Source organism: Kribbella sp. NPDC023855 (assembly GCF_040639475.1).
Classification (GTDB): Bacteria; Actinomycetota; Actinomycetes; order Propionibacteriales; family Kribbellaceae; genus Kribbella.
Genome location: NZ_JBFAAA010000002.1, coordinates 825,223 through 843,616 on the forward strand (window position 1 = coordinate 825,223; position 18,394 = coordinate 843,616).

20 protein-coding genes and 1 tRNA gene are annotated in these 18,394 nt (G+C 68.4%); 13 read left to right on the forward strand and 8 right to left on the reverse strand.

The genetic code is table 11. The features are described 5' to 3' along the window. Positions 1-9: 9 nt before the first annotated feature. Positions 10-1,011, reverse strand: a complete 1,002-nt coding sequence (locus AB0F51_RS09695; protein ID WP_360276683.1) for a helix-turn-helix domain-containing protein — start codon at positions 1,009-1,011, stop codon at positions 10-12. Between the two features lie 107 nt (positions 1,012-1,118). On the opposite strand from AB0F51_RS09695, the gene AB0F51_RS09700 reads away from it, so the two are divergent. Continuing rightward, the gene (locus AB0F51_RS09700) at positions 1,119-1,319 is read left to right on the forward strand and encodes a hypothetical protein (RefSeq protein WP_360276686.1); all 201 of its coding nucleotides are present in this window, start codon (positions 1,119-1,121) and stop codon (positions 1,317-1,319) included. Positions 1,320-1,337: 18 nt separating this feature from the next. Here the strand turns inward: AB0F51_RS09700 and AB0F51_RS09705 are convergent, their stop codons facing one another. Beyond that, positions 1,338-1,844, reverse strand: coding sequence for a YbaK/EbsC family protein (locus tag AB0F51_RS09705; protein WP_360276688.1), 507 nt, complete (start codon positions 1,842-1,844; stop codon positions 1,338-1,340). A gap of 120 nt (positions 1,845-1,964) precedes the next feature. Here AB0F51_RS09705 and AB0F51_RS09710 point away from each other — a divergent pair, with 120 nt between their 5' ends. Beyond that, complete coding sequence (locus AB0F51_RS09710) at positions 1,965-2,570, forward strand: GNAT family N-acetyltransferase (RefSeq protein ID WP_360276691.1); 606 nt, start codon at positions 1,965-1,967, stop codon at positions 2,568-2,570. Here AB0F51_RS09710 and AB0F51_RS09715 read toward each other — a convergent pair. Continuing rightward, positions 2,567-3,400, reverse strand: coding sequence for a carbon-nitrogen hydrolase family protein (locus AB0F51_RS09715; protein WP_360276694.1), 834 nt, complete (start codon positions 3,398-3,400; stop codon positions 2,567-2,569). The two genes, AB0F51_RS09710 and AB0F51_RS09715, sit on opposite strands and share 4 nt — an antisense overlap. Positions 3,401-3,497: 97 nt before the next feature. Here AB0F51_RS09715 and AB0F51_RS09720 point away from each other — a divergent pair, with 97 nt between their 5' ends. Then, complete coding sequence (locus AB0F51_RS09720; protein WP_360276696.1) at positions 3,498-3,992, forward strand: hypothetical protein; 495 nt, start codon at positions 3,498-3,500, stop codon at positions 3,990-3,992. Positions 3,993-4,109: 117 nt separating this feature from the next. Here the strand turns inward: AB0F51_RS09720 and AB0F51_RS09725 are convergent. Then, positions 4,110-4,193 (reverse strand) — tRNA-Leu (locus AB0F51_RS09725). A gap of 234 nt (positions 4,194-4,427) precedes the next feature. Here AB0F51_RS09725 and AB0F51_RS09730 point away from each other — a divergent pair. The 6 genes from AB0F51_RS09730 to pknB all read left to right on the forward strand — a co-directional run bounded on the left by AB0F51_RS09730 (position 4,428) and on the right by pknB (position 12,015). Beyond that, a complete protein-coding gene (locus tag AB0F51_RS09730) occupies positions 4,428-5,258 on the forward strand; it encodes a DUF3662 and FHA domain-containing protein (RefSeq protein ID WP_360276698.1) in 831 nt (276 codons plus the stop codon). Positions 5,259-5,268: 10 nt separating this feature from the next. Next, the gene (locus tag AB0F51_RS09735) at positions 5,269-5,757 is read left to right on the forward strand and encodes an FHA domain-containing protein (RefSeq protein WP_360276701.1); all 489 of its coding nucleotides are present in this window, start codon (positions 5,269-5,271) and stop codon (positions 5,755-5,757) included. Positions 5,758-5,767: 10 nt separating this feature from the next. After that, positions 5,768-7,180, forward strand: coding sequence for a protein phosphatase 2C domain-containing protein (locus tag AB0F51_RS09740; RefSeq protein WP_360276703.1), 1,413 nt, complete (start codon positions 5,768-5,770; stop codon positions 7,178-7,180). Further along, entirely contained in the window at positions 7,177-8,574 is a 1,398-nt protein-coding gene (locus AB0F51_RS09745) for an FtsW/RodA/SpoVE family cell cycle protein (RefSeq protein WP_360276706.1), read from the forward strand. The genes AB0F51_RS09740 and AB0F51_RS09745 overlap by 4 nt, the downstream gene beginning before the upstream one ends. After that, entirely contained in the window at positions 8,571-10,022 is a 1,452-nt protein-coding gene (locus AB0F51_RS09750) for a penicillin-binding transpeptidase domain-containing protein (RefSeq protein ID WP_360276709.1), read from the forward strand. Before AB0F51_RS09745 ends, AB0F51_RS09750 begins: the two co-directional genes overlap by 4 nt. Before the next feature lie 127 nt (positions 10,023-10,149). Continuing rightward, positions 10,150-12,015 (forward strand): Stk1 family PASTA domain-containing Ser/Thr kinase, encoded by a 1,866-nt coding sequence (gene pknB, locus AB0F51_RS09755; protein WP_360276712.1) that lies wholly within the window; start codon positions 10,150-10,152, stop codon positions 12,013-12,015. A 161-nt stretch (positions 12,016-12,176) separates the two neighbouring features. Here the strand turns inward: pknB and AB0F51_RS09760 are convergent, their stop codons facing one another. Together AB0F51_RS09760 and AB0F51_RS09765 are read right to left on the reverse strand one after the other, a co-directional pair. Continuing rightward, positions 12,177-12,794 (reverse strand): aminodeoxychorismate/anthranilate synthase component II, encoded by a 618-nt coding sequence (locus AB0F51_RS09760; RefSeq protein ID WP_360276715.1) that lies wholly within the window; start codon positions 12,792-12,794, stop codon positions 12,177-12,179. A gap of 28 nt (positions 12,795-12,822) precedes the next feature. Then, entirely contained in the window at positions 12,823-13,590 is a 768-nt protein-coding gene (locus AB0F51_RS09765; protein WP_360276718.1) for a DUF881 domain-containing protein, read from the reverse strand. A gap of 87 nt (positions 13,591-13,677) precedes the next feature. On the opposite strand from AB0F51_RS09765, the gene AB0F51_RS09770 reads away from it, so the two are divergent. Next, entirely contained in the window at positions 13,678-13,944 is a 267-nt protein-coding gene (locus AB0F51_RS09770) for a cell division protein CrgA (protein WP_360276720.1), read from the forward strand. A 198-nt stretch (positions 13,945-14,142) separates the two neighbouring features. Here AB0F51_RS09770 and AB0F51_RS09775 read toward each other — a convergent pair whose 3' ends face one another. Continuing rightward, the gene (locus AB0F51_RS09775; RefSeq protein WP_360276723.1) at positions 14,143-15,039 is read right to left on the reverse strand and encodes a phospholipase; all 897 of its coding nucleotides are present in this window, start codon (positions 15,037-15,039) and stop codon (positions 14,143-14,145) included. A 94-nt stretch (positions 15,040-15,133) separates the two neighbouring features. On the opposite strand from AB0F51_RS09775, the gene AB0F51_RS09780 reads away from it, so the two are divergent. From AB0F51_RS09780 to AB0F51_RS09790, 3 genes are all read left to right on the forward strand, one after another. Next, complete coding sequence (locus AB0F51_RS09780) at positions 15,134-15,667, forward strand: EXLDI protein (protein WP_360276725.1); 534 nt, start codon at positions 15,134-15,136, stop codon at positions 15,665-15,667. Positions 15,668-15,873: 206 nt separating this feature from the next. Next, a complete protein-coding gene (locus AB0F51_RS09785) occupies positions 15,874-16,842 on the forward strand; it encodes an ATP-binding cassette domain-containing protein (RefSeq protein ID WP_360276728.1) in 969 nt (322 codons plus the stop codon). Beyond that, positions 16,839-17,633: an ABC transporter permease gene (locus tag AB0F51_RS09790; RefSeq protein WP_360276730.1), complete on the forward strand. Its 795-nt coding sequence runs from the start codon at positions 16,839-16,841 to the stop codon at positions 17,631-17,633. Before AB0F51_RS09785 ends, AB0F51_RS09790 begins: the two co-directional genes overlap by 4 nt. Positions 17,634-18,157: 524 nt before the next feature. On the opposite strand, the gene AB0F51_RS09795 is transcribed toward AB0F51_RS09790, so the two are convergent. Continuing rightward, positions 18,158-18,394, reverse strand: a 237-nt coding sequence (locus tag AB0F51_RS09795; protein WP_360276733.1) for a hypothetical protein, incomplete at its 5' end; no start/stop codon positions are given.

An 18,394-nucleotide genomic window follows, 5' to 3' on the forward strand; every position in this document is an offset into this window, starting at 1 on the left:
GGTCCCCGGCTACAGCCATTTCCGGCGGGCTGCCTGGAACGCCAAGCCGGTGCGGGTGTCCACGCCGGCGAGCGCCATCATCCGGTCGAGGCGGCGCTGCACAGTGCGACGGCTGATGCCGAGCTGGGAAGCGATTGACTTGTCTGGGACACCGGCAACGAGCAATGACAGCAGGAAGCGCTCACTGTCGTCCAGGCCCTCCGGGTCCGGCGCTCCGTCGGACTGCAGCTTCACCGGGGTCGCCGCCTCCCAGTGACTTTCGAACAGAGCGAGCAAAGCGTCCAGAAGCTGACCCCTGCCGATCACAGCGGCCGTCGGTTCGCCGATGCCCGCCTCCTCGTCCCGTACGAGCGGGCAGATCGCAGTAGCGCGGTCGACGATCGCCAGCCGGACAGGAAGCGTCGGGAGTGCCCGTGCCTCCTCACCCCAGCTGATGCCCTCGGCGATGCTGTCCAGCTCGCCGGGAGTCTCCAGCAGGGCGCGCTCGTAGATCGCCCGGTAGCGGACTCCGCGGCTGAGTGCGCCGTACTCCTCTGTGTTCTCAGCGCCCTGCATGGCCAGTGGGTTGGCGCGGCAGAACCAGAGGATCTCCGTGCGGGCGGACTGCTGCAGGTCGCGTAGGCGATCGCGCAGCGCGGTGGCGCCGACCAGCACCTCCACCAAGTGGTGGGCATCGCGGCGACTGGCACTGGCGCGGAACTCCTCGCTCAGCGACGCCACCGTCTGCCGGGCCGACTCGAGCGACTCCTGGCGCCGTAACAACGTTGTACCGAGGGCCACGTCAGGGGGCAGTGGGCGAAAGACAGGGTCGTCGCCGGGCTGGACCGCGACCAGGCCCTTCGCCTGCAGCCGCTGCAGAACCTCGACCGCCTCCTGCTGCGGTAACCGGGCCACCTCGGCCAGCTCCGCCGACCGCGCGACGGACAGCCCGACCAGCAGCCGGTACGCCTGCTCCTCGTCGGCGTCCAGCAACGATCCGTCGTGCATCGTGCCCACCTCCTCGAAACTCATCTGACGCGGCACCCGAAGTGCCGTCACGAAACCTCGATCACGCCGTCACTACCGGTGAAGACGCAATCGCGGACCTCCCGCCCGAGCCGCCATCGAGAGAGAACACCATGAACTGGACGGACTACGCCGGTCTCGCCGGCCTCGTTGCTGCCGCGGCACTGGCCTGCTGGACGTTGCTGAGCACCAACACCGCCACGCCTCACCGCGGCACGCCACGGCATTCCGGGAACCCGCCGCAAGGCCGCCCGGCTCCGGGGCGGCACCGGGCACCGGCCCAGCGCACACTCACCCGCCTCTGGGCGCGCTGAGGGGCAGCACGGTTCGGCTCAGCTGGTGATCGTCTCGATCCTGGGCTGGGCCAGCCGGACGTAGTCCTCCGTCACCAGCGCCAGCGACCGGTCCAGCCGGGCGGCGTTGAAGAACAGCTCCGGTACTTCGAGGAGCTTCGGATCCACGATCAGCTCGAGCTGCTCGTGGTAGCTCACCGGCAACACTGTCCCGCTCACGCTGCCCGCGAGCTCCTCGGCGCGCGCCTTGTCGGCGAACGCGACATAGCTGCCGCCGAGCAGTTCCTTGATGCCGTTGAGGTCCACCCGGGCGTCACCGGGGACGACGGCAAGGACGTAGTGGCTCTTCTTCTTGCCGAGCTTGACCATCACGACGATGCACTTGGCCGCGGCCTTCAGTTCGTTGCCGCGCAGCGCGCTGACCAGCTCGGTCTGCCCCTCCGGCTCGTGCTCGATCACCCGGTACCGCGCCCCGAGCGTCTCGAGATCGGCCATCAGCCGCTCGTACGCCGGATACGCCTCGGTCTGCGTCTCACCAGTCGCCATCCAACAGCTCCTTCCCCTCGCCCGAACGCGCCACAACTCCAACACGCACCCCGCCGTCGTCGTACGCCGGGGTGCTCGTTGTAACCTATGGGAGCGCTCCCACACTCCCTGGAGGGATCCATGCCCGAGATCCGCCCGTACCGGCCGAGCGACCGTGCCGCGGTCGCCGACATCTGCGTCCTGACCGCCGACAACGGCGGCGACTCCCGCGCGCTCTACCCGGACCTGGAGCTGATGCCGAGCATCTTCGCGCTCCCGTACGTCGAGCTCGAACCGGAGCTCGCCTTCGTCCTCACCGACGAGGACCACCCGGTCGGCTACATCCTCGGCACCGCCGACACCCCCACCTTCGCCGCCCGTTTCCGCACCGAGTGGCTACCCCGCCTGGCGGACCGCTACCCGCCGCCGACCCAGCCGCCGGGCACTCCCACCGAGCTGATGATCAGCCTGATGCACGACCCGGAACGCCTGGTCATCCCAGAGGTGGCCGCTTATCCGGCCCACCTCCACATCGACCTGCTCCCGCAGTACCAGCGATCCGGCCACGGCCGAGCGCTGATGACAACGCTCCTCGACGCCCTGGCCACAGCCGGCGTACCGGCCGTCCACCTCACGATGCTGACTTCCAACACCAAGGCCCGAGCCTTCTACGACCGCCTCGGCTTCCACCACATCCCCGTCCCCGATGTCGACGTGGTCACGTACCTGGGGCGTAGTACGAGCTAGATGCAGGTGTGGTTGGTGGAGCGGGGGTCGTCGGTGATGCGGCGGGCTCGGTAGATGGCGCCCTTGCGGGCGGTCGTGCGCCAAGGGCGAGTGTGGCGGAGCGGGACGTCGTACGCCGGGTCGTCGCGGTCGATGGTCGCGATGGTGAGCTCGGCCGGCGCGGTGACCGTCGAGACGTAGGTGCCGTCGGGGGCGATCAGGCCCGACGGCATCAGGTCGGCGGTCTGGGCCGGGAGGGACATCGCGACCCAGTAGTTGGTGATCGCGGCGTACGCGCGGGCCTTGACCTCGAAGACCTTGTCGACCGGGTACGCCGACAGGAGCAGGCACTCGACGCCGAGGCGCTCGTACTCGCTGAACACCTGGGGGAAGTTGATCTCGACGCAGATCGCGCAGCCGAACCGATACCCGTCGACGTCGAAGACGATCGGCTCGAAGCCCGGGCTGAAGAAGTTGGTGATCTCGGTGTGGGAGCAGAAGCGCTTGTCGTACCGGTCGACCACCTGGCCCGCGTCGGAGATGACGTAGAGGCTGTTGTGCGGCCGGTTCGGCGGGGTGAGCGGATGCGCGGAGCCGAGCACCACCCAGAGCTTCAGCCGCGCGGCGAGCTGCTTGATCTTCTCCAGCTCGTCGCGGACCACCCGCCAGTCGACCTCGGACCAGTCCTGGAGCTGCTCCTTCGGATACCCCGACAGCTGCCCTTCCGGGAACTGGATCAGCCGCGCCTTCCCGGCCGCGGCGGACTTCATCAGCTCACGGACCTTGGCCCCGTTCTCCGCGGCGTCCTTGGTGATCACCGGCTCGGCAACAGCAATGCGAATCCCCGTCATCACCCCACGGTCCCACTCCGCGCCGACAATCCGGCCCGGACGCGGCGACCTTCACGAAGCTGTCCGGATTGTCGGAACCGAGTTGCAGGATGGGTGCATGAGCTGGTCCACCGTCCACGACTACGCCCTGCGCGAGCGGTACGCCGAAGTGCACGACCTGGCCGAGTGGTCGCCCTGGATGCCTTTCGAGTCAGCCATTCCCAGCGCGCCCCGCGAGCCCGGCGTCTACCTCCTGCGCGAACCGCTCACCGGCATCATCCGGTACGTCGGGATGGCGGGCGAACGCGCCGCCGGCGGCCGCCCGCAAGGCCTGTACGGACGCTTGAAGATCTACCGCAACGGCAGAGGAGCCATCAGCGGCTTCGGCGAGGAAGCCCTGGACCGCGCCCTCGCCGACCCTCAGTGGCTGGAGCAACAACTCCACGACCTCCGCGACCACGGCCCCAAACGCGCCCAGGACTGGGCCCGCGAAGCAGTACTACGCCTCGGCCTCGAAGTCAGTTGGTCGGTCACCCCCGACACCAACGACGCCCGCTACCTCGAAACCCAAACCCTCACCCTGCTCCGAACCACCGGAATCTGGAACCGCTGACCGGTCCGCCGGAACCGCTGACCGTGCAGCGACTGTGATCCGTACCGCACCCCATGCGGCGCACTGGCCCGGAAACAACAAAACTCCCGGCCAGTGAAGACTGACCAGGAGTTGCTGTGCGCGAGGGGGGAGTTGAACCCCCACGCCCTTTCGGGCACACGGACCTGAACCGTGCGCGTCTGCCTATTCCGCCACCCGCGCGCATGGTTGCTTTCCGGCCTGGGAACTGCCATCTGCAACCGAGGAGAAACACTAGCACGGCCTGCGGCAGACTCTGACATTGCGGGTTCGGTCGAACCTGCCGATACGATCGATCGTCGTACCAGTGTGTTCACCACGCACCGGTGGACACGGGGTACGGCGAGCCTCTTGAAGGTGCCGTACGGCAAGCACGATCGTTGGGTCCACCCGACGACCGACCGTGGAGGAGGACGCGTGCGACCGCTGCAGCGCTTCGAGCGACGCCTCGAAGGCATCGTGAGTGGTGTCTTCGCGCGCGCGTTCAAGGGAGACGTCGAGCCGATCGAACTGGCCGCGGCGCTCAAGCGTGAGATCGACAACACTGCCCGGATCCTGTCCAGGGACCGCCGGCTGGTGCCGAACCACTTCACCATCGAGCTGGGCCCGGGTGACTTCGAGCGGCTGAACGCCTACGGCCGGACCCTGAACCACGAGCTCGCGAACGAACTGCGTGACCACGCGGACATCCAGCGCTACACCTTCTCCGGACCGATCGAGATCGAGTTGACCCAGGAAGACGAGCTGCCGACCGGCAAGTTCCGCGTCGTCAGCGCCACCGTCGGCAACCAGCAGCGAGCACCACAACCGCCGCCGCCACCGCAGCCGACGTACCAGCCGGCCCCCGACCCGAACGCGACCGTGCTGCAGAGCGCGCCCGTGCAGCCGCCGCCCGGCCCCCCGCCGGTACGCCGCGGCCACCCGCAGGTGATGCTCGAGGTGAACGGCCGGCGCCGGCCGATCAACCCGCCGGGCGTGGTGCTCGGCCGGGGGACCGACGCCGACATCCAGATCAACGATCCGGGCGTGTCCCGGCGGCACGCGGAGATCCGGTTGATGCCCGAGGGACCGGGAGGTGTCAGGGTGGTGCTGGTCGACCTGGGGTCCACCAACGGCACCCTGGTCAACGGACGTCGGGCCGCCGAGGCCGAACTGACCGACGGATCGACCGTGAGGATCGGGAACACCACCATGACGCTGCGCCTTGCGGACGAGCCGATCGCCCAGCCGCCGAGCAGCGGGTGGTGATTGAACTTCCATGTCGGAACTGACGCTGACCCTGATCAAACTGGGGTTCCTGGCCCTGTTGTGGATGTTCGTGCTCGCGGTGCTGTCCGTGATCAGGTCCGACCTGTTCGGCGCCAAGGTCGATGCGCGGGCGATCGCGCCGGCCGCGTCGCCGCAACCCAACGGCCGCACCCCCAAGCCGGCCAAACCCGCCAAGAAGCGCAAGGGCCTGCCGGGCTCGGTGACGATCGCCGACGGCCCGCAGGCCGGCGTCGGGGCGACGCTCGGCGACGGGCCGGTGGTGATCGGCCGCGGCTCGGACTGCCAGATCCGCCTCGACGACGACTACTCGTCGACCCGGCACGCCCGGGTGTTCCCGTCGGAGGGCGAGTGGTGGGTCGAGGACCTGGGCTCGACCAACGGCACCTACCTGGACGGCCAGCGGGTCACCCGCCCCGTCCCGGCCGAGATCGGCGGTTCCATCCGGATCGGTCGCACAACGCTGAACATCGCGAAGTAGGGCGCCGGCCATGACGCTTTCGCTGGACTACGCCGCACTGTCCGATGTCGGACGGGTGCGCCGCAACAACGAGGATTCGGCGTACGCCGGTCCGCACCTGCTGCTGCTCGCCGACGGCATGGGTGGTGCCGCCGCGGGTGAGGTCGCCAGTGCCGCGGCCGTCCAGGTGATCCGCCGGCTGGACAAGCCCGGGATCACCGGCGAGGAGATGATCGAGGCGCTCGCGGGTGCGGTACACCGGGCGAACGAGCGGCTGGCCGAGCTGGTCGAGGAGGACCCCGAGCGCGAAGGCATGGGTTCGACCGTCACCGCCCTGCTCTTCGACGGTCAGCAGCTCGGCCTGGCCCATCTCGGCGACTCGCGGGCCTACCGGATGCGCGACGGGCTGCTCTACCAACTCAGCCACGACCACACGTTCGTCCAGTCGCTGGTGGACGAGGGCCGGATCTCCAAGGAGGAGGCCTTCACCCATCCGCACCGCAACCTGATCCTCCGCGTGCTCGACGGCCGACCCGACTCGGATCCGGACCTGGAGATCCTGGACGTCCAGGCCGGCGACCGCCTGCTGCTGTGCAGCGACGGCCTGCCCGACTACGTGAGCGACCAGGTGATCGCCACGTCGATGGCCGAAGGTACGCCGGACTCCGTGGTCGTCGACCTGATCACCCACGCGCTCGAGGCGGGTTCCAACGACAACGTCACCTGCGTGGTTGCCGACGTGATCGAGACGGAGCCCACCAGCGGGGTCCAGCCCCAGCTGGTCGGAGCCGCGGCCGAGCTGGCCCAGGGCAGCACCGGTCCGGCCACCACGACCATGCGCGCTACTCCTGGCGACGGGAGCAGCGGAGGCCATGGTGCCGCCGATATCGACCCCGAGGAGCTCCGGTACGCGCCGCGGCCACCCAAGCGCTTCCTGTGGCTGCGGCGACTCGCAGTACTGGTCGTCGTGCTCGGGCTGATCGGTGGTGGCGCCTGGTTCGCGTACAGCTGGAGCCAGAAGCAGTACTACGTCGGCACGGACGGCGACTACGTCGCGATCTACAAGGGTGTCGACCAGGCGATCCCCGGGCTAACCCTGTCCTCCCTGTACGAGAAGCAGGACCTGCAGGTCGACAAGCTGCCGACGTACAGCCGGGAGCAGGTCGAGGGCACGATCCAGGCCGACGACCTGGCCGCCGCGCGGCAGATCGTCAGTGAGCTGCAGCGGACCGCCCAGGAGTGCGCGGCCAAGGCGACGCCCAAGCCGTCCCCGAAGCCCAGCACCCCGCCGGCCACCGTCACGCCGCCGGTGACCAAGCCCCCGGTGACCAAGCCGCCGGTGACCACGCCTGCCTCGACGCCGGTGTCGGCGCCGGCTTCGACCCCTGCGTCGACCCCGGGCAACGGCACGGTCAACCCGGGCGACTGCGACGGCGTCAGATGAGTATCGCGTCAACCTCCGTCATCCAGATCATCCCGCGCACCCGGCGCGGGGTGGAGCTGATGCTGCTCATCCTGGCCGTCGGCGTCTCCGTCGCGGCGTACGTCAACATCGGCCTGACCGTCCAGGGCAAGGTCCCCGCCAGCACCGGGTACTACGCGGCCGGTATCGCCCTGCTCGCCCTGATCGCCCACCTGGCCCTGCGCTACCGCGCCCCGTACGCCGATCCGGTGCTCCTGCCCTGTGCGGTGCTCCTCAACGGTCTCGGCGTGGCCATGATCCACCGGCTCGACCTGGGGATCGCGGCAGCGCGCATCGCTGCCGGCCGCACCCCTAAGTCCCCGGCGGCACCGCAGCAGATCACTTGGACAGCGGTCGGCGTGGTCCTCTTCCTGGTCGTCGTCCTGCTGGTTCGGGACCACCGCCGGCTGCAGGCGCTGACCTACACGGCCGGCCTGGCCGGTCTGGTCCTGCTGGTCCTGCCGCTGGTCCCCGGCCTGGGTGTTGACCTGAACGGTGCCCGGATCTGGATCCACCTGGCCGGCATGTCCTTCCAGCCCGGTGAGTTCGCGAAGCTGTGCCTGGTGGTCTTCTTCGCCGGCTACCTGGTGGTCAAGCGCGACGTACTGACCCTGGCCGGCCACCGCTTCCTCGGTCTCGACCTGCCGCGGGCCCGCGACCTGGGTCCGATCGGGATCGCCTGGGCCGTCAGCCTCGGCGTCCTGATCTTCGAGAAGGACCTCGGCTCCTCGCTGCTGTTCTTCGGCCTGTTCCTCTTCCTGCTGTACGTCGCGACCGAGCGGGCCGGCTGGCTGATCATCGGTGGCCTGCTGTTCGCCGGTGGCGCGTTCTTCGCCTCCCAGACCTTCGGCCACGTGCAGAAGCGGGTCGACGGCTGGCTGGACCCGTTCGCGGAGGACCGCGGCCAGGTCGCGACCGGGCTGATGGGCCAGGCCTGGGGCGGCATCCTGGGCCGCGGACTCGGTCAGGGCCGGCCGGACCTGACCCTGTACTCGCAGAGCGACTTCATCATCTCGTCGTTCGGTGAGGAGCTCGGACTGACCGGGATCATCGCGATCATCCTGGTCTACACCCTGATCATCGAGCGCGGTCTGCGGACCGCCCTGGGCTGCCGCGACATCTTCGGCAAGCTGATGGCCACCGGCCTGGCGATGTCGTTCGCCCTGCAGGTGTTCGTGATCATCGGCGGCGTGACCGGCCTGATCCCGCTGACCGGTCTGGCCACCCCGTTCATGGCCCTGGGCGGTACGTCGCTGGTCGCCAACTGGGCGATCATCGCGCTGCTGCTCCGGATCAGTGACCAGGCCCGCCGGCCGCAGACCCCCGCGGCGCCGGTCTCCGACGAAACGATCGCGATGGCGGTGCAGAAGCAGTGAACTCAGCAATCCGGCGGCTTGCCGTCGGCGCGATCGTCCTGATGCTCGCGCTGATGGCGAACTCGACCTACCTGCAGGCCTTCCGCGCCAACGAGCTGAACGGCCGCAACGACAACACCCGGGTGCGCGACCAGCAGTTCTCGGTGAACCGCGGCCCGATCCTGATCGGCAGCACGCCGATCGCGCAGAGCAAGGAAGCCGACGACAAGTACAAGTACCAGCGCACCTACTCCAACGGTCCGCTGTACGCACCGGTGACCGGCTACTACTCGTTCCAGTTCGGCCGCGGCGGCATCGAGCTCAACCAGAACAGCGAGCTGAACGGCTCCGACCCGTCGCTGGCGTTCCGGCGCGTTGTCGACGTACTGACCAACCAGCGTCAGCAGGGCGCGAGCGTGAGCCTGACCCTGAACGCGGCGGCCCAGCAGGCGGCGTACAGCGCGCTGGGGAGCAAGAAGGGCGCGGTCGTCGCGCTCGAGCCGAAGACCGGCAAGGTGCTCGCCCTGGTCAGCAAGCCGTCGTACAACCCGAACCTGCTCGCCTCGCACGACCTGGACAAGGCCAGTGACGCCTGGAAGCAGCTGAACGCGAGCGCCGACAAGCCGATGTCCAACCGGGCGATCAAGGAGCTCTACCCGCCGGGCTCGACGTTCAAGCTGGTCACCGCGGCGGCCGCGCTGTCCAGCGGCAAGTACAAGCCGGACACCCAGGTCAACTCACCGGCCGAGCTGCCCCTGCCGCAGACCACGGTCCCGCTGGTGAACGAGAACGGCAAGAACTGCGGCGGCAGCAACAATGCGACGTTGACCATCGCCCTGCGGTACTCGTGCAACACCGCGTTCGGCACGATCGGTCTGGATCTGAAGGCGGACGCGCTGCGCGAGCAGGCCGAGAAGTTCGGCTTCGGCGAGCGGCAGCTGCCCGAGCTGGGTGCGGTCGCGAGCCAGTTCCCCGGCGACCCGAACGAGCCGCAGACCGCGCAGTCCGCGATCGGCCAGTTCGACGTCCGGGCCACCCCGCTGCAGATGGCGATGGTGGCGGCCGGGATCGCCAACAAGGGCGAAGTGATGAAGCCGTACCTGGTCCAGAGTGTCCGGACCATGGACCTGAAGACGATCTCGGAGACCAAGCCGGAGTCGCTGCACCAGGCGGTCAGCTCCGACGTCGCCGCCCAGCTGACCTCGATGATGATCGACGTCGTCAACAACGGCACCGGCAAGCCGGGCCGGATCGACGGCGTCCAGGTGGCCGGTAAGACGGGAACCGCGCAGACGTCGAAGGAGCGGCCGCCGTTCGCGTGGTTCACCGCCTTCGCGCCGGCCGACAACCCGCAGATCGCGGTGGCGGTGATGATCGAGGACGCGGGCGTCAAGCGTGACGAGATCGCCGGCGGAACCTTGGCGGCACCGGTCGCCAAGAAGGTGATGGAAGCGGTGCTCGGCCGGTGATGACGATGCGAGATCGTCCGGTGACCGAGTGTCCCGCCGACGAGGGGTCCGGAGGAGTCCGGGCTACCGTGGGCGTTTTGAGTGTGATTTGGCCGAGTTCGATCCGCGCAGGTTGGAAGGCAGAGTAATGACATCGCAGGCACGTCTCGTCGGCGGGCGCTACGAAGAGGGCGAACCGCTCGGTCGAGGGGGGATGGCAGACGTCCGCAAGGGCATCGACAACCGCCTGGGCCGAGCCGTCGCGATCAAGCGGCTGCGGGTCGACCTGGCCAGTGACTCGACCTTCCAGGCCCGGTTCCGGCGGGAGGCCCAGTCGGCCGCCTCGCTGAACCACCCGACGATCGTCTCGGTCTACGACACCGGCGAAGAGCCGGACCCGAACGGCTCCGGCATCACCATCCCGTACATCGTGATGGAGCTGGTGACCGGCAAGACGCTGCGGGACCTGATCCGCGAGGGCCGCAAGATCATGCCCGAGCGCGCGCTGGAGATCACCTCCGGCGTGCTCGAGGCGCTCGACTACAGCCACCGGGCCGGCATCGTGCACCGCGACATCAAGCCCGGCAACGTGATGCTGACCCCGCAGGGTCAGGTCAAGGTGATGGACTTCGGCATCGCCCGGGCCGTCGCGGACACCTCGTCCACGATGACCCAGACGGCGGCCGTGATCGGCACCGCGCAGTACCTGTCGCCGGAGCAGGCGCGCGGCGAGACCGTGGACGCCCGGTCCGACCTGTACTCGACCGGCTGCCTGCTGTACGAACTGCTCGTCGGCCGGCCGCCGTTCGTCGGCGAGTCGCCGGTGTCGGTGGCCTACCAGCACGTCCGGGAAGAGCCGCTGCCGCCGTCCTCGTTCGATCCGGACATCCCGCCGGAGGTCGACGCGGTCGTCCTGAAGGCGCTGACCAAGAACCGCGAGCACCGGTACCAGAGCGCCAACGAGATGCGCCAGGACATCCACCGGGTGCTGGCCGGCCAGCAGGTGACCGCACCGATGGCGGCCGTCGCCGAGACCCGGTCGATGGCACCGACCCAGGTCGCGCCGGCCGCGGCCACGGTGGCGTACCAGCCGCAGTCCAACGACCTGCTGCCGCCCGACAACGGGGACGACGAGGCCGAGACCGCGCGGGCGCGGCGCAACCGCGGGCTCGCCTACTTCCTGCTCGGCCTGGCGATCGTGGCCATCGCGGTCGGCGCCTACGCGCTGATCACGAACATGAACGACAAGGACAAGGCCAACCCGGGTGGCAACCAGACCACTACCACCACCAGCCAGCCGGCCGAGCAGGTCGTGGTGCCGACGGTCGAAGGACTAGCCCTCCAGGCAGCGACCGACCAACTGGCCGCCGAGGGGCTGACGATCAAGGCGACCTACCAGGCCAGCGACACGGTCGACCGGGGCAAGATCATCAGCCAGAGCCCGCCGTCGGGGAGCAAGGTGGCCAAGAACTCGGCCGTGACCGTGGTGGTCTCCACCGGCAAGGCCGAGCCGAGCACCTTCCCGGTACCGGACGTGCTGGGTAAGCCGGAGTCCGAGGCGAAGAAGCTGCTGCAGGACTCGCCCGGTGAGTTCAAGGTGTCGTCGAAGACCAAGGAGGTCGACAACGAGGCTCCCAAGGGCACCGTGATCGCGATCGATCCAGGGCCGGACCAGCAGTACCCGAAGGGCCAGCGGTTCACCCTGACCGTCTCGACCGGGCAGGTCGAGGTGAAGGTGCCGGACGTCGTGACGCTGAGCAGGGCCGACGCCGAGCAGCAGCTCAAGGCGGTGGGGCTGACGGTCGGCATCCTCAACGACGACAGCAACCCGGACGCTGCCGAGGGCACCGTGACGAAGCAGAGCGTCAAGGCCGAGACGAAGGTCAAGGAGGGCACCAAGGTGACGCTGTGGATCGCCATCAAGCCCACGCCGTCGAACACGCCGTCGCCGACCGACACACCGATCACGCCGCCGATCACCATCGGTGGCGGTGGCGGCGAAGGCGAGAACTGACCGGCACCCACCAAACGCCAAAGGCCGCGGGAGCAACTCCCGCGGCCTTTTCGTTTGCCTCCGACCAGGTGCCGCTGATCGGCGACCCCGCTAGCCGCCGACTGGCGGCCCGGCGGCTGCCGGCCCGGAGTGCTGCGTGGCGGGTGGTTGGGTGGTGGTGGTCAGCTGACGACGGGGGCCATGCCGGCGGAGCGGTCGACGGCGCCGAGGTCGCCGCAGATCTGCAGCCAGTTGGCCAGCATCCGGTGACCGCCCTCGGTCAGCACGGACTCGGGGTGGAACTGCACGCCCTCGACCGGCAGGTCCCGGTGCCGCGCCGCCATGATCACACCGGCCTCGGTCCGGGCAGTCACCTGCAGCACGTCCGGCACGGTGTCCTGCGCGATCGCGAGCGAGTGGTACCGGGTCGCGGTGAACGGCGAGGGCAGCCCGTCCAGGACGCCGGCGCCCTCGTGGAAAACCTGACTGGTCTTGCCGTGCAGCAACTCGTCCGCGCGGCCGACTACCCCGCCGTACGCGACTCCGATCGCCTGCAGACCGAGGCAGACGCCGAAGATCGGGACCCGGCCGCCCATTTCCTTGACGATGTCCACGCAGGCGCCCGCCTCTTCCGGCGTACCGGGGCCGGGGGAGAGCAGGACACCGTCGTACTCCGCGACCTGTTCCGGGGTGACCTCGTCGTTGCGCAGCACGGTCGTGTCGGCCTGCAACTGCTGCAGGTACTGCACGAGGTTGTAGACGAAGGAGTCGTAGTTGTCGACAACGAGGATCCGCGGCATGCGGACCATTGTCACAGACTGCCCCGAATCAGCGCGTCGCCGAGGGGCTGACGGTCGGGGTCTTCTCGAAACCCGGCACCGTCGCGCTCTGCAGCTCCAGCGTGCCCTCGTAGGCGGGCATCGCGATCGAGGACTCGTTCTTCACCTCGTAGCCGAGCTGGAACCGCACCACGTAGTCCTGGAAGTTCTCGATGTACTTCGAGTCGTCCAGCGCCCGCTGCAGCTTCTGCCGGTCGCCGATCGCGGTGATCTTGTACGGCGGCAGGTAGGGCACACCGTGCAGGACGACCGAGTTGCCGACGCACTTGATCCCGGTGGTGGAGATCACCCGGTGGTTCTGGATCGAGATCGCGTCGGCCCCGCCGACCCACAGGGCGTTCACCACCGCCTGGATGTCCTGCTGGTGGATCACCAGCCAGTCGGCGTCGACGTCCGGGTTGTCCTTGACCACCTGAGGTGGGGCGTCCTTGAGCGTGACGGTCAGGCCCGACCCGGTGACCGGCGTCGTACCGACCTGGTTGGACAGCTCCTTCAGCCGCCTTGCCAGCTTGGGCTCGATCGAGCCCTGCTGGGTCTGCAGCTTCTCGATGTCCTGGCTCAGGGCTGCGTGCTGGCGGGTCAGGCTGGCGCTGCGCCGGCTTTGTTCCTCGACGAGGCCCGCGAGCGTAGTGTTGCGACTGGGACGCAGATCGGTACCACGGGCGTTCGTCGCGCTGGTCGCGAACAGCAGCCCGGCGCACAGCAACGCCACCGGCGCGCTCGCGCGCCAGAGCGAAAAACGCCGCAGCTTGCTCACCCGTGATCCCCTTGCTCTCGTCTGCACTACGCTAACCGAGGCCAGAGCTAGCTTATGTGTCCGCTGTCCGTTACGAGGAGTCCAGTCGTGCCCGAGTCGAGCAGTCGCAAAACGAAGAAGTCCGCCACCGACAAGGTCAAGGTGGAGAAGACTCCGAAGAAGCCGCGTACCACCAGCCGGGTGTGGGTTGCTCCGCTGATGCTGGGTTGCTGGCTGCTCGGGCTGATCTGGCTGGTCGTCTTCTACGTGGCCGGCCAGGACATTCCGGTGATGCGCGACCTGAACAACTGGAACCTGCTGATCGGGATGGGCCTGATCGCCGTCGGTTTCGTCGTCTCCACCCAGTGGATCTAGTCGCCGGCTGAGCCGGGTCCGGCCGACCAGCAACCAGCACAGCGCGGTCGGCTGAATTACAGAGGTGTGGTTATCCACATGGGTATCCCCAGCTGTGCACAGTTTGCGGCGGACTTTTCCCCAGGTTTTCCCCGGCTTTGGCGTCGATTGTGGCTAAAACCGGCGAAATCTGTGGATAAAGCAGGTTTGACCACCGCCTTATCCACAGCTGGGGAGCAAATCGGCCAGCCGGGCCGCGAAGTCCTGGGGAATCTCGTGTCCGAGCCCTGGCACCCGCTCGACGGTGAAGCCCAGCTTGGTCAGCCGCTGCTCCGCGCCGTCTACAACCTCCAGCAGGTCGTCCTCCGTGCCGATCACGATGCTCGCCGGTGACAGCGGTCCCTGCGCCTGCTCAGGCAACTCCCGCAACGCAGGAGCCAGTACTACGGCTCCGCTCACCGGCACCGGGTCGGCGGACACGGCCCAGTTGACCGCAACCCGCCCACCGGCGGAGAACCCGGCCGCGATCACCGGCAGCTCACGCAACTCCGCCGGCAACTGGTCGAGCGCCCGCGCAATATCAGCCGCCGCCTCCACCGGATCCGGCCACGTCCGGTACATCGGCGACATCAACTGCGACGACTCCACCCCCACCAGCACATAACCAAGCTCGAGCACCCCAGCCCAATCCCGCATCGCATGCCCACCCCGCTGCCCAGCCCCATGCAAAGCCACCACAACTCCACCAGCCGTCGCCTGCGGGAGCTGGATCAGGGGAGGGTCGTGGCGGGTGATGCGTCGGCTGCGGGAGGTTGCGACGATCGACTGGAACGCGGGGAGGTACTGGAGAGCCGCTAGGTCGTCGTCTTCGGTGAGGATGCCTTCGTCCCACCAGCCGCCGGCGTCGCTGGCCCGTTGCAAGGTGGCCAGCGCCTCCGTGCTTTCGCCGAGCGAGCCGAGAAGGCACGCCCGGAGGTGAGCCAGCTCCGCGGCCCACGGGGCAAGGTCGGGCTCGGCGGCGTCCAGAAGATCCAGCGCGACCTGCTGCAGGCCTTCGTCGTACAGGGCAGCGATGCGGTCGGTCAGTTGGTCGTAGCGGTCCTCAGCAGTCTCCACCGGACGATCTTGGCAGGCTCCGCGGAACTTCGCCGAACATATATGTAGACGTCTACGTAGATCCATGCGTATAGTTCTACGTAGGAGGAGATGCATGCCGAACAAGACGATCTACGTGTCCGACGACGACCTGGCCCTGTACAAACGCGCCCAGGAACTCGCCGGCAACCTGTCCCAAGCGATCTCGACCGCACTACGCCGGTACGTCGAGATGGAGGAAGGCCGGCTCGAGGGCTTCGACGAGATCACCGTCCGGGTCGGCCGTGGTACGGGCCGCAAGCAACGGTTCTCCGGGGTCCTGCTCGCCGAGGGCGGCCGGTCGAACAAGAACGGCTACGAGGCGTTCAAGGTCTACCGGAGCCGGACCGGCAAGTTCGTCCTGCACGCCGACCGGCGCAACCAGTACAACTCGGTCGCCACGATCGACGGGGAGGAGACCAACCCCACCGGCTGGCGCAGCTGGATCGGCAGTTTCAGCACCAACCAGACCTGGAGCATGGCCCAGGGCGAGGCGACGCTGCACGTCGTGGAAACAGTGGAGGAGCTCCGGGAACTGATCCCGGAGGACCTCTACGCCCTGGTCGAGGAAGCGGCCGACCAGCCGGCCGTGGAGGACCTCGACATCTGATCCCCACCCGCTGACCAACTGAACAACCGATCCACCCGTACGGCGGCTCGCCCAGAGCCGGCCGGCTGGATCAGCACGCCCTCGGCACGGCCGGCCATCGCCGACGCGATCGGCTGAAGCTCCTCCCCGCATCTCCTCTCGCATCTCCTCTGAATCTCCCAAGCCACCTGGGCCGGTTCACCCTGCCCGAAAACAAGCGAGGACCCATGAACAGCTCAACCCCGGCGATCGACGTCCGTGGACTGCGGAAGTCCTACGGCGACCACCTCGTGCTCGACGGCATCGACCTGAACGTTGCCGAAGGCACCATCTTTGCCCTGCTCGGCCCGAACGGCGCCGGCAAGACCACGGCGGTCCAGATCCTGTCCACCCTGATCACCGCCGACGCCGGCGACCTTCACGTCGCCGGGCACGACCTGAGCAGCGACCCGGAAGCGGTCCGCGCCGCGATCGGCGTCACCGGCCAGTTCTCCGCGGTCGACGGCCTGCTGACCGGCCAGGAGAACCTGGTCATGATGGCCGACCTGCACCACCTCGGTCGCCAGGAGGGCCGCCGCCGGGCCGCCGAACTGCTCGAGCGGTTCGACCTGGTCGAGGCCGGCAAGAAGCTCGCAATGACGTACTCCGGTGGGATGAAGCGCCGGCTCGACCTGGCGATGACGCTGGTCGGCGATCCGCGGATCATCTTCCTCGACGAACCGACGACGGGGCTCGACCCACGCAGCCGGCACACCATGTGGCAGCTCATCCGCGAACTGGTCTCCACCGGCGTCACGGTGCTGCTGACCACGCAGTACCTGGAGGAAGCCGACCAGCTCGCCGACAGGATCGCAGTACTGGATCACGGGAAGCTGGTTGCTCAGGGCACGCCGCAGCAGCTGAAGCGGCTGGCACCTGGTGGTCATGTGCGGCTGCGGTTCACCGCGCCGGAGGAGTTCGCTCTAGCTGCGCAGGTCCTGCCGCAGGCCGCGCAGGACGAGGAGTCGCTGGTCCTCCAGGTACCGAACGACGGCAGCGTCCACTCGCTACGCGACCTGCTGTCCCGCATCGACGACGCCTCCCTCGAAGTGGACGAGCTGACCGTCCACACCCCCGACCTGGACGACGTGTTCTTCGCCGTCACCGGTCAGCCCGCCACCAACACCACCACCGACGAGAAAGTGACCAGCAAATGAGCACCGCGTCCTACCCGATGGCAGACACCGCCACGATGTTGCGCCGCAACCTGCGGCACGCCCTGCGCTACCCCGGCCTGTCGCTCGGCGCGATCGGGATGCCGGTCGTCATGCTGCTCCTGTTCGGCCTGGTCTTCGGCGACACCTTCTCGGCCGGCCTCGGCGGCGGCGGCACCGGCTTCGACTACATCGACTTCCTGACCCCGGGCATCCTGCTGATGGGCATCGCCTCCGGGACGATGTCTCCCGCGGTCGCCGCCTGCACCGACATGACCGAAGGCATCGTCGCAAGATTCCGGACAATGGCGATCTTCCGCCCGGCGGTCCTGACCGGTCACGTGATCGGCGCGACAATCCTGACCGTCGTCAGCCTGGTCCTGGTGGTCGCCTTCGCCATCCTCCTCGGCTTCCGCCCGAACGCCTCCTTCACGGACTGGCTCCTGGCAAGCGGCCTGCTGATCGCGTTAACCGTCGCCTTCACCTGGTTCGGAGTAGCCCTGGGCCTGACCAGCAAAACCCCAGAAGGCGCAAGCAACATCGTCCTCCCGATCAGCTTCGTCCTCCCATTCCTGAGCACCACCTTCATCCCCCTGGAGTCACTGCCAAGCGGCATCCGCTGGTTCGCCGAGTACCAGCCCTTCACCCCCATCATCGAAACCCTCCGCCACCTGCTCCTGGGCACACCCAACGCCACCGGCAACGGCTGGCTCTCCATCGCCTGGTGCGCCGCCATCGCCGTAGTTGGCTACTTCTGGTCCCAAAAGACCTACAACAAGGGCACAGCAGCCTGAACCAGGCTTCGCTCCGCTCGAGGGTGGTGGGGGAATCCGATGTCGGCCTGGGTGCTGGAAACCCGCGCTGCCCCGAGCGAAGCAGACGTCGTCAGTTCAAAAACGCACCGCCGGTGGCTCCTCCAGCACCGGCGGTCCGTACGCCGGCCCGCTCCACCCCCCAAACGCGCTCCGGCACCGTGGGGTTCACGCACCCGCTCCACCCCCCAACGCACCTGCTCCACCACCGCGAGTTCACGCGCGACAGCGCCAGCACTCACTGGCGATGCAGCCGGCGCAGCGCAGCGAAGCAAGCGTCGCGAGCCCACCAACCCGCGCGCCGCCCGCAAATCACCCAACGGCGCGCCTCGAACGCCGGTCCGCGCCACCCACGACGCAGCCGCTCCGCCCCCAACCCACACGCTTCACCACCGCGAGGTCACGCGCGCCAGCGCCAGTACTCGCGGGCGATGCAGCCGGCGTAGCGAAGCGGAGCAGGCGTCGCGAGCCCACCCCGGCACCCACGGGCACACTTCGCGCCTGCTTCACCACCGCGGGGCCACGCGCGTCAGCGCCAGTACTCGCAGGCGATGCAGCCGGCGTAGCGAAGCGAAGCAGGCGTCGCGAGCCCACCGCGCACCCGGCATCCGCGGCATGCATCGCACTTGCTTGGCCACCGCGGGGGTCACGCGCGTCAGCGCCAGTACTCGCAGGCGATGCAGCCGGCGTAGCGAAGCGAAGCAGGCGTCGCGAGCCCACCGCGCACCCGGCATCCGCGGCAT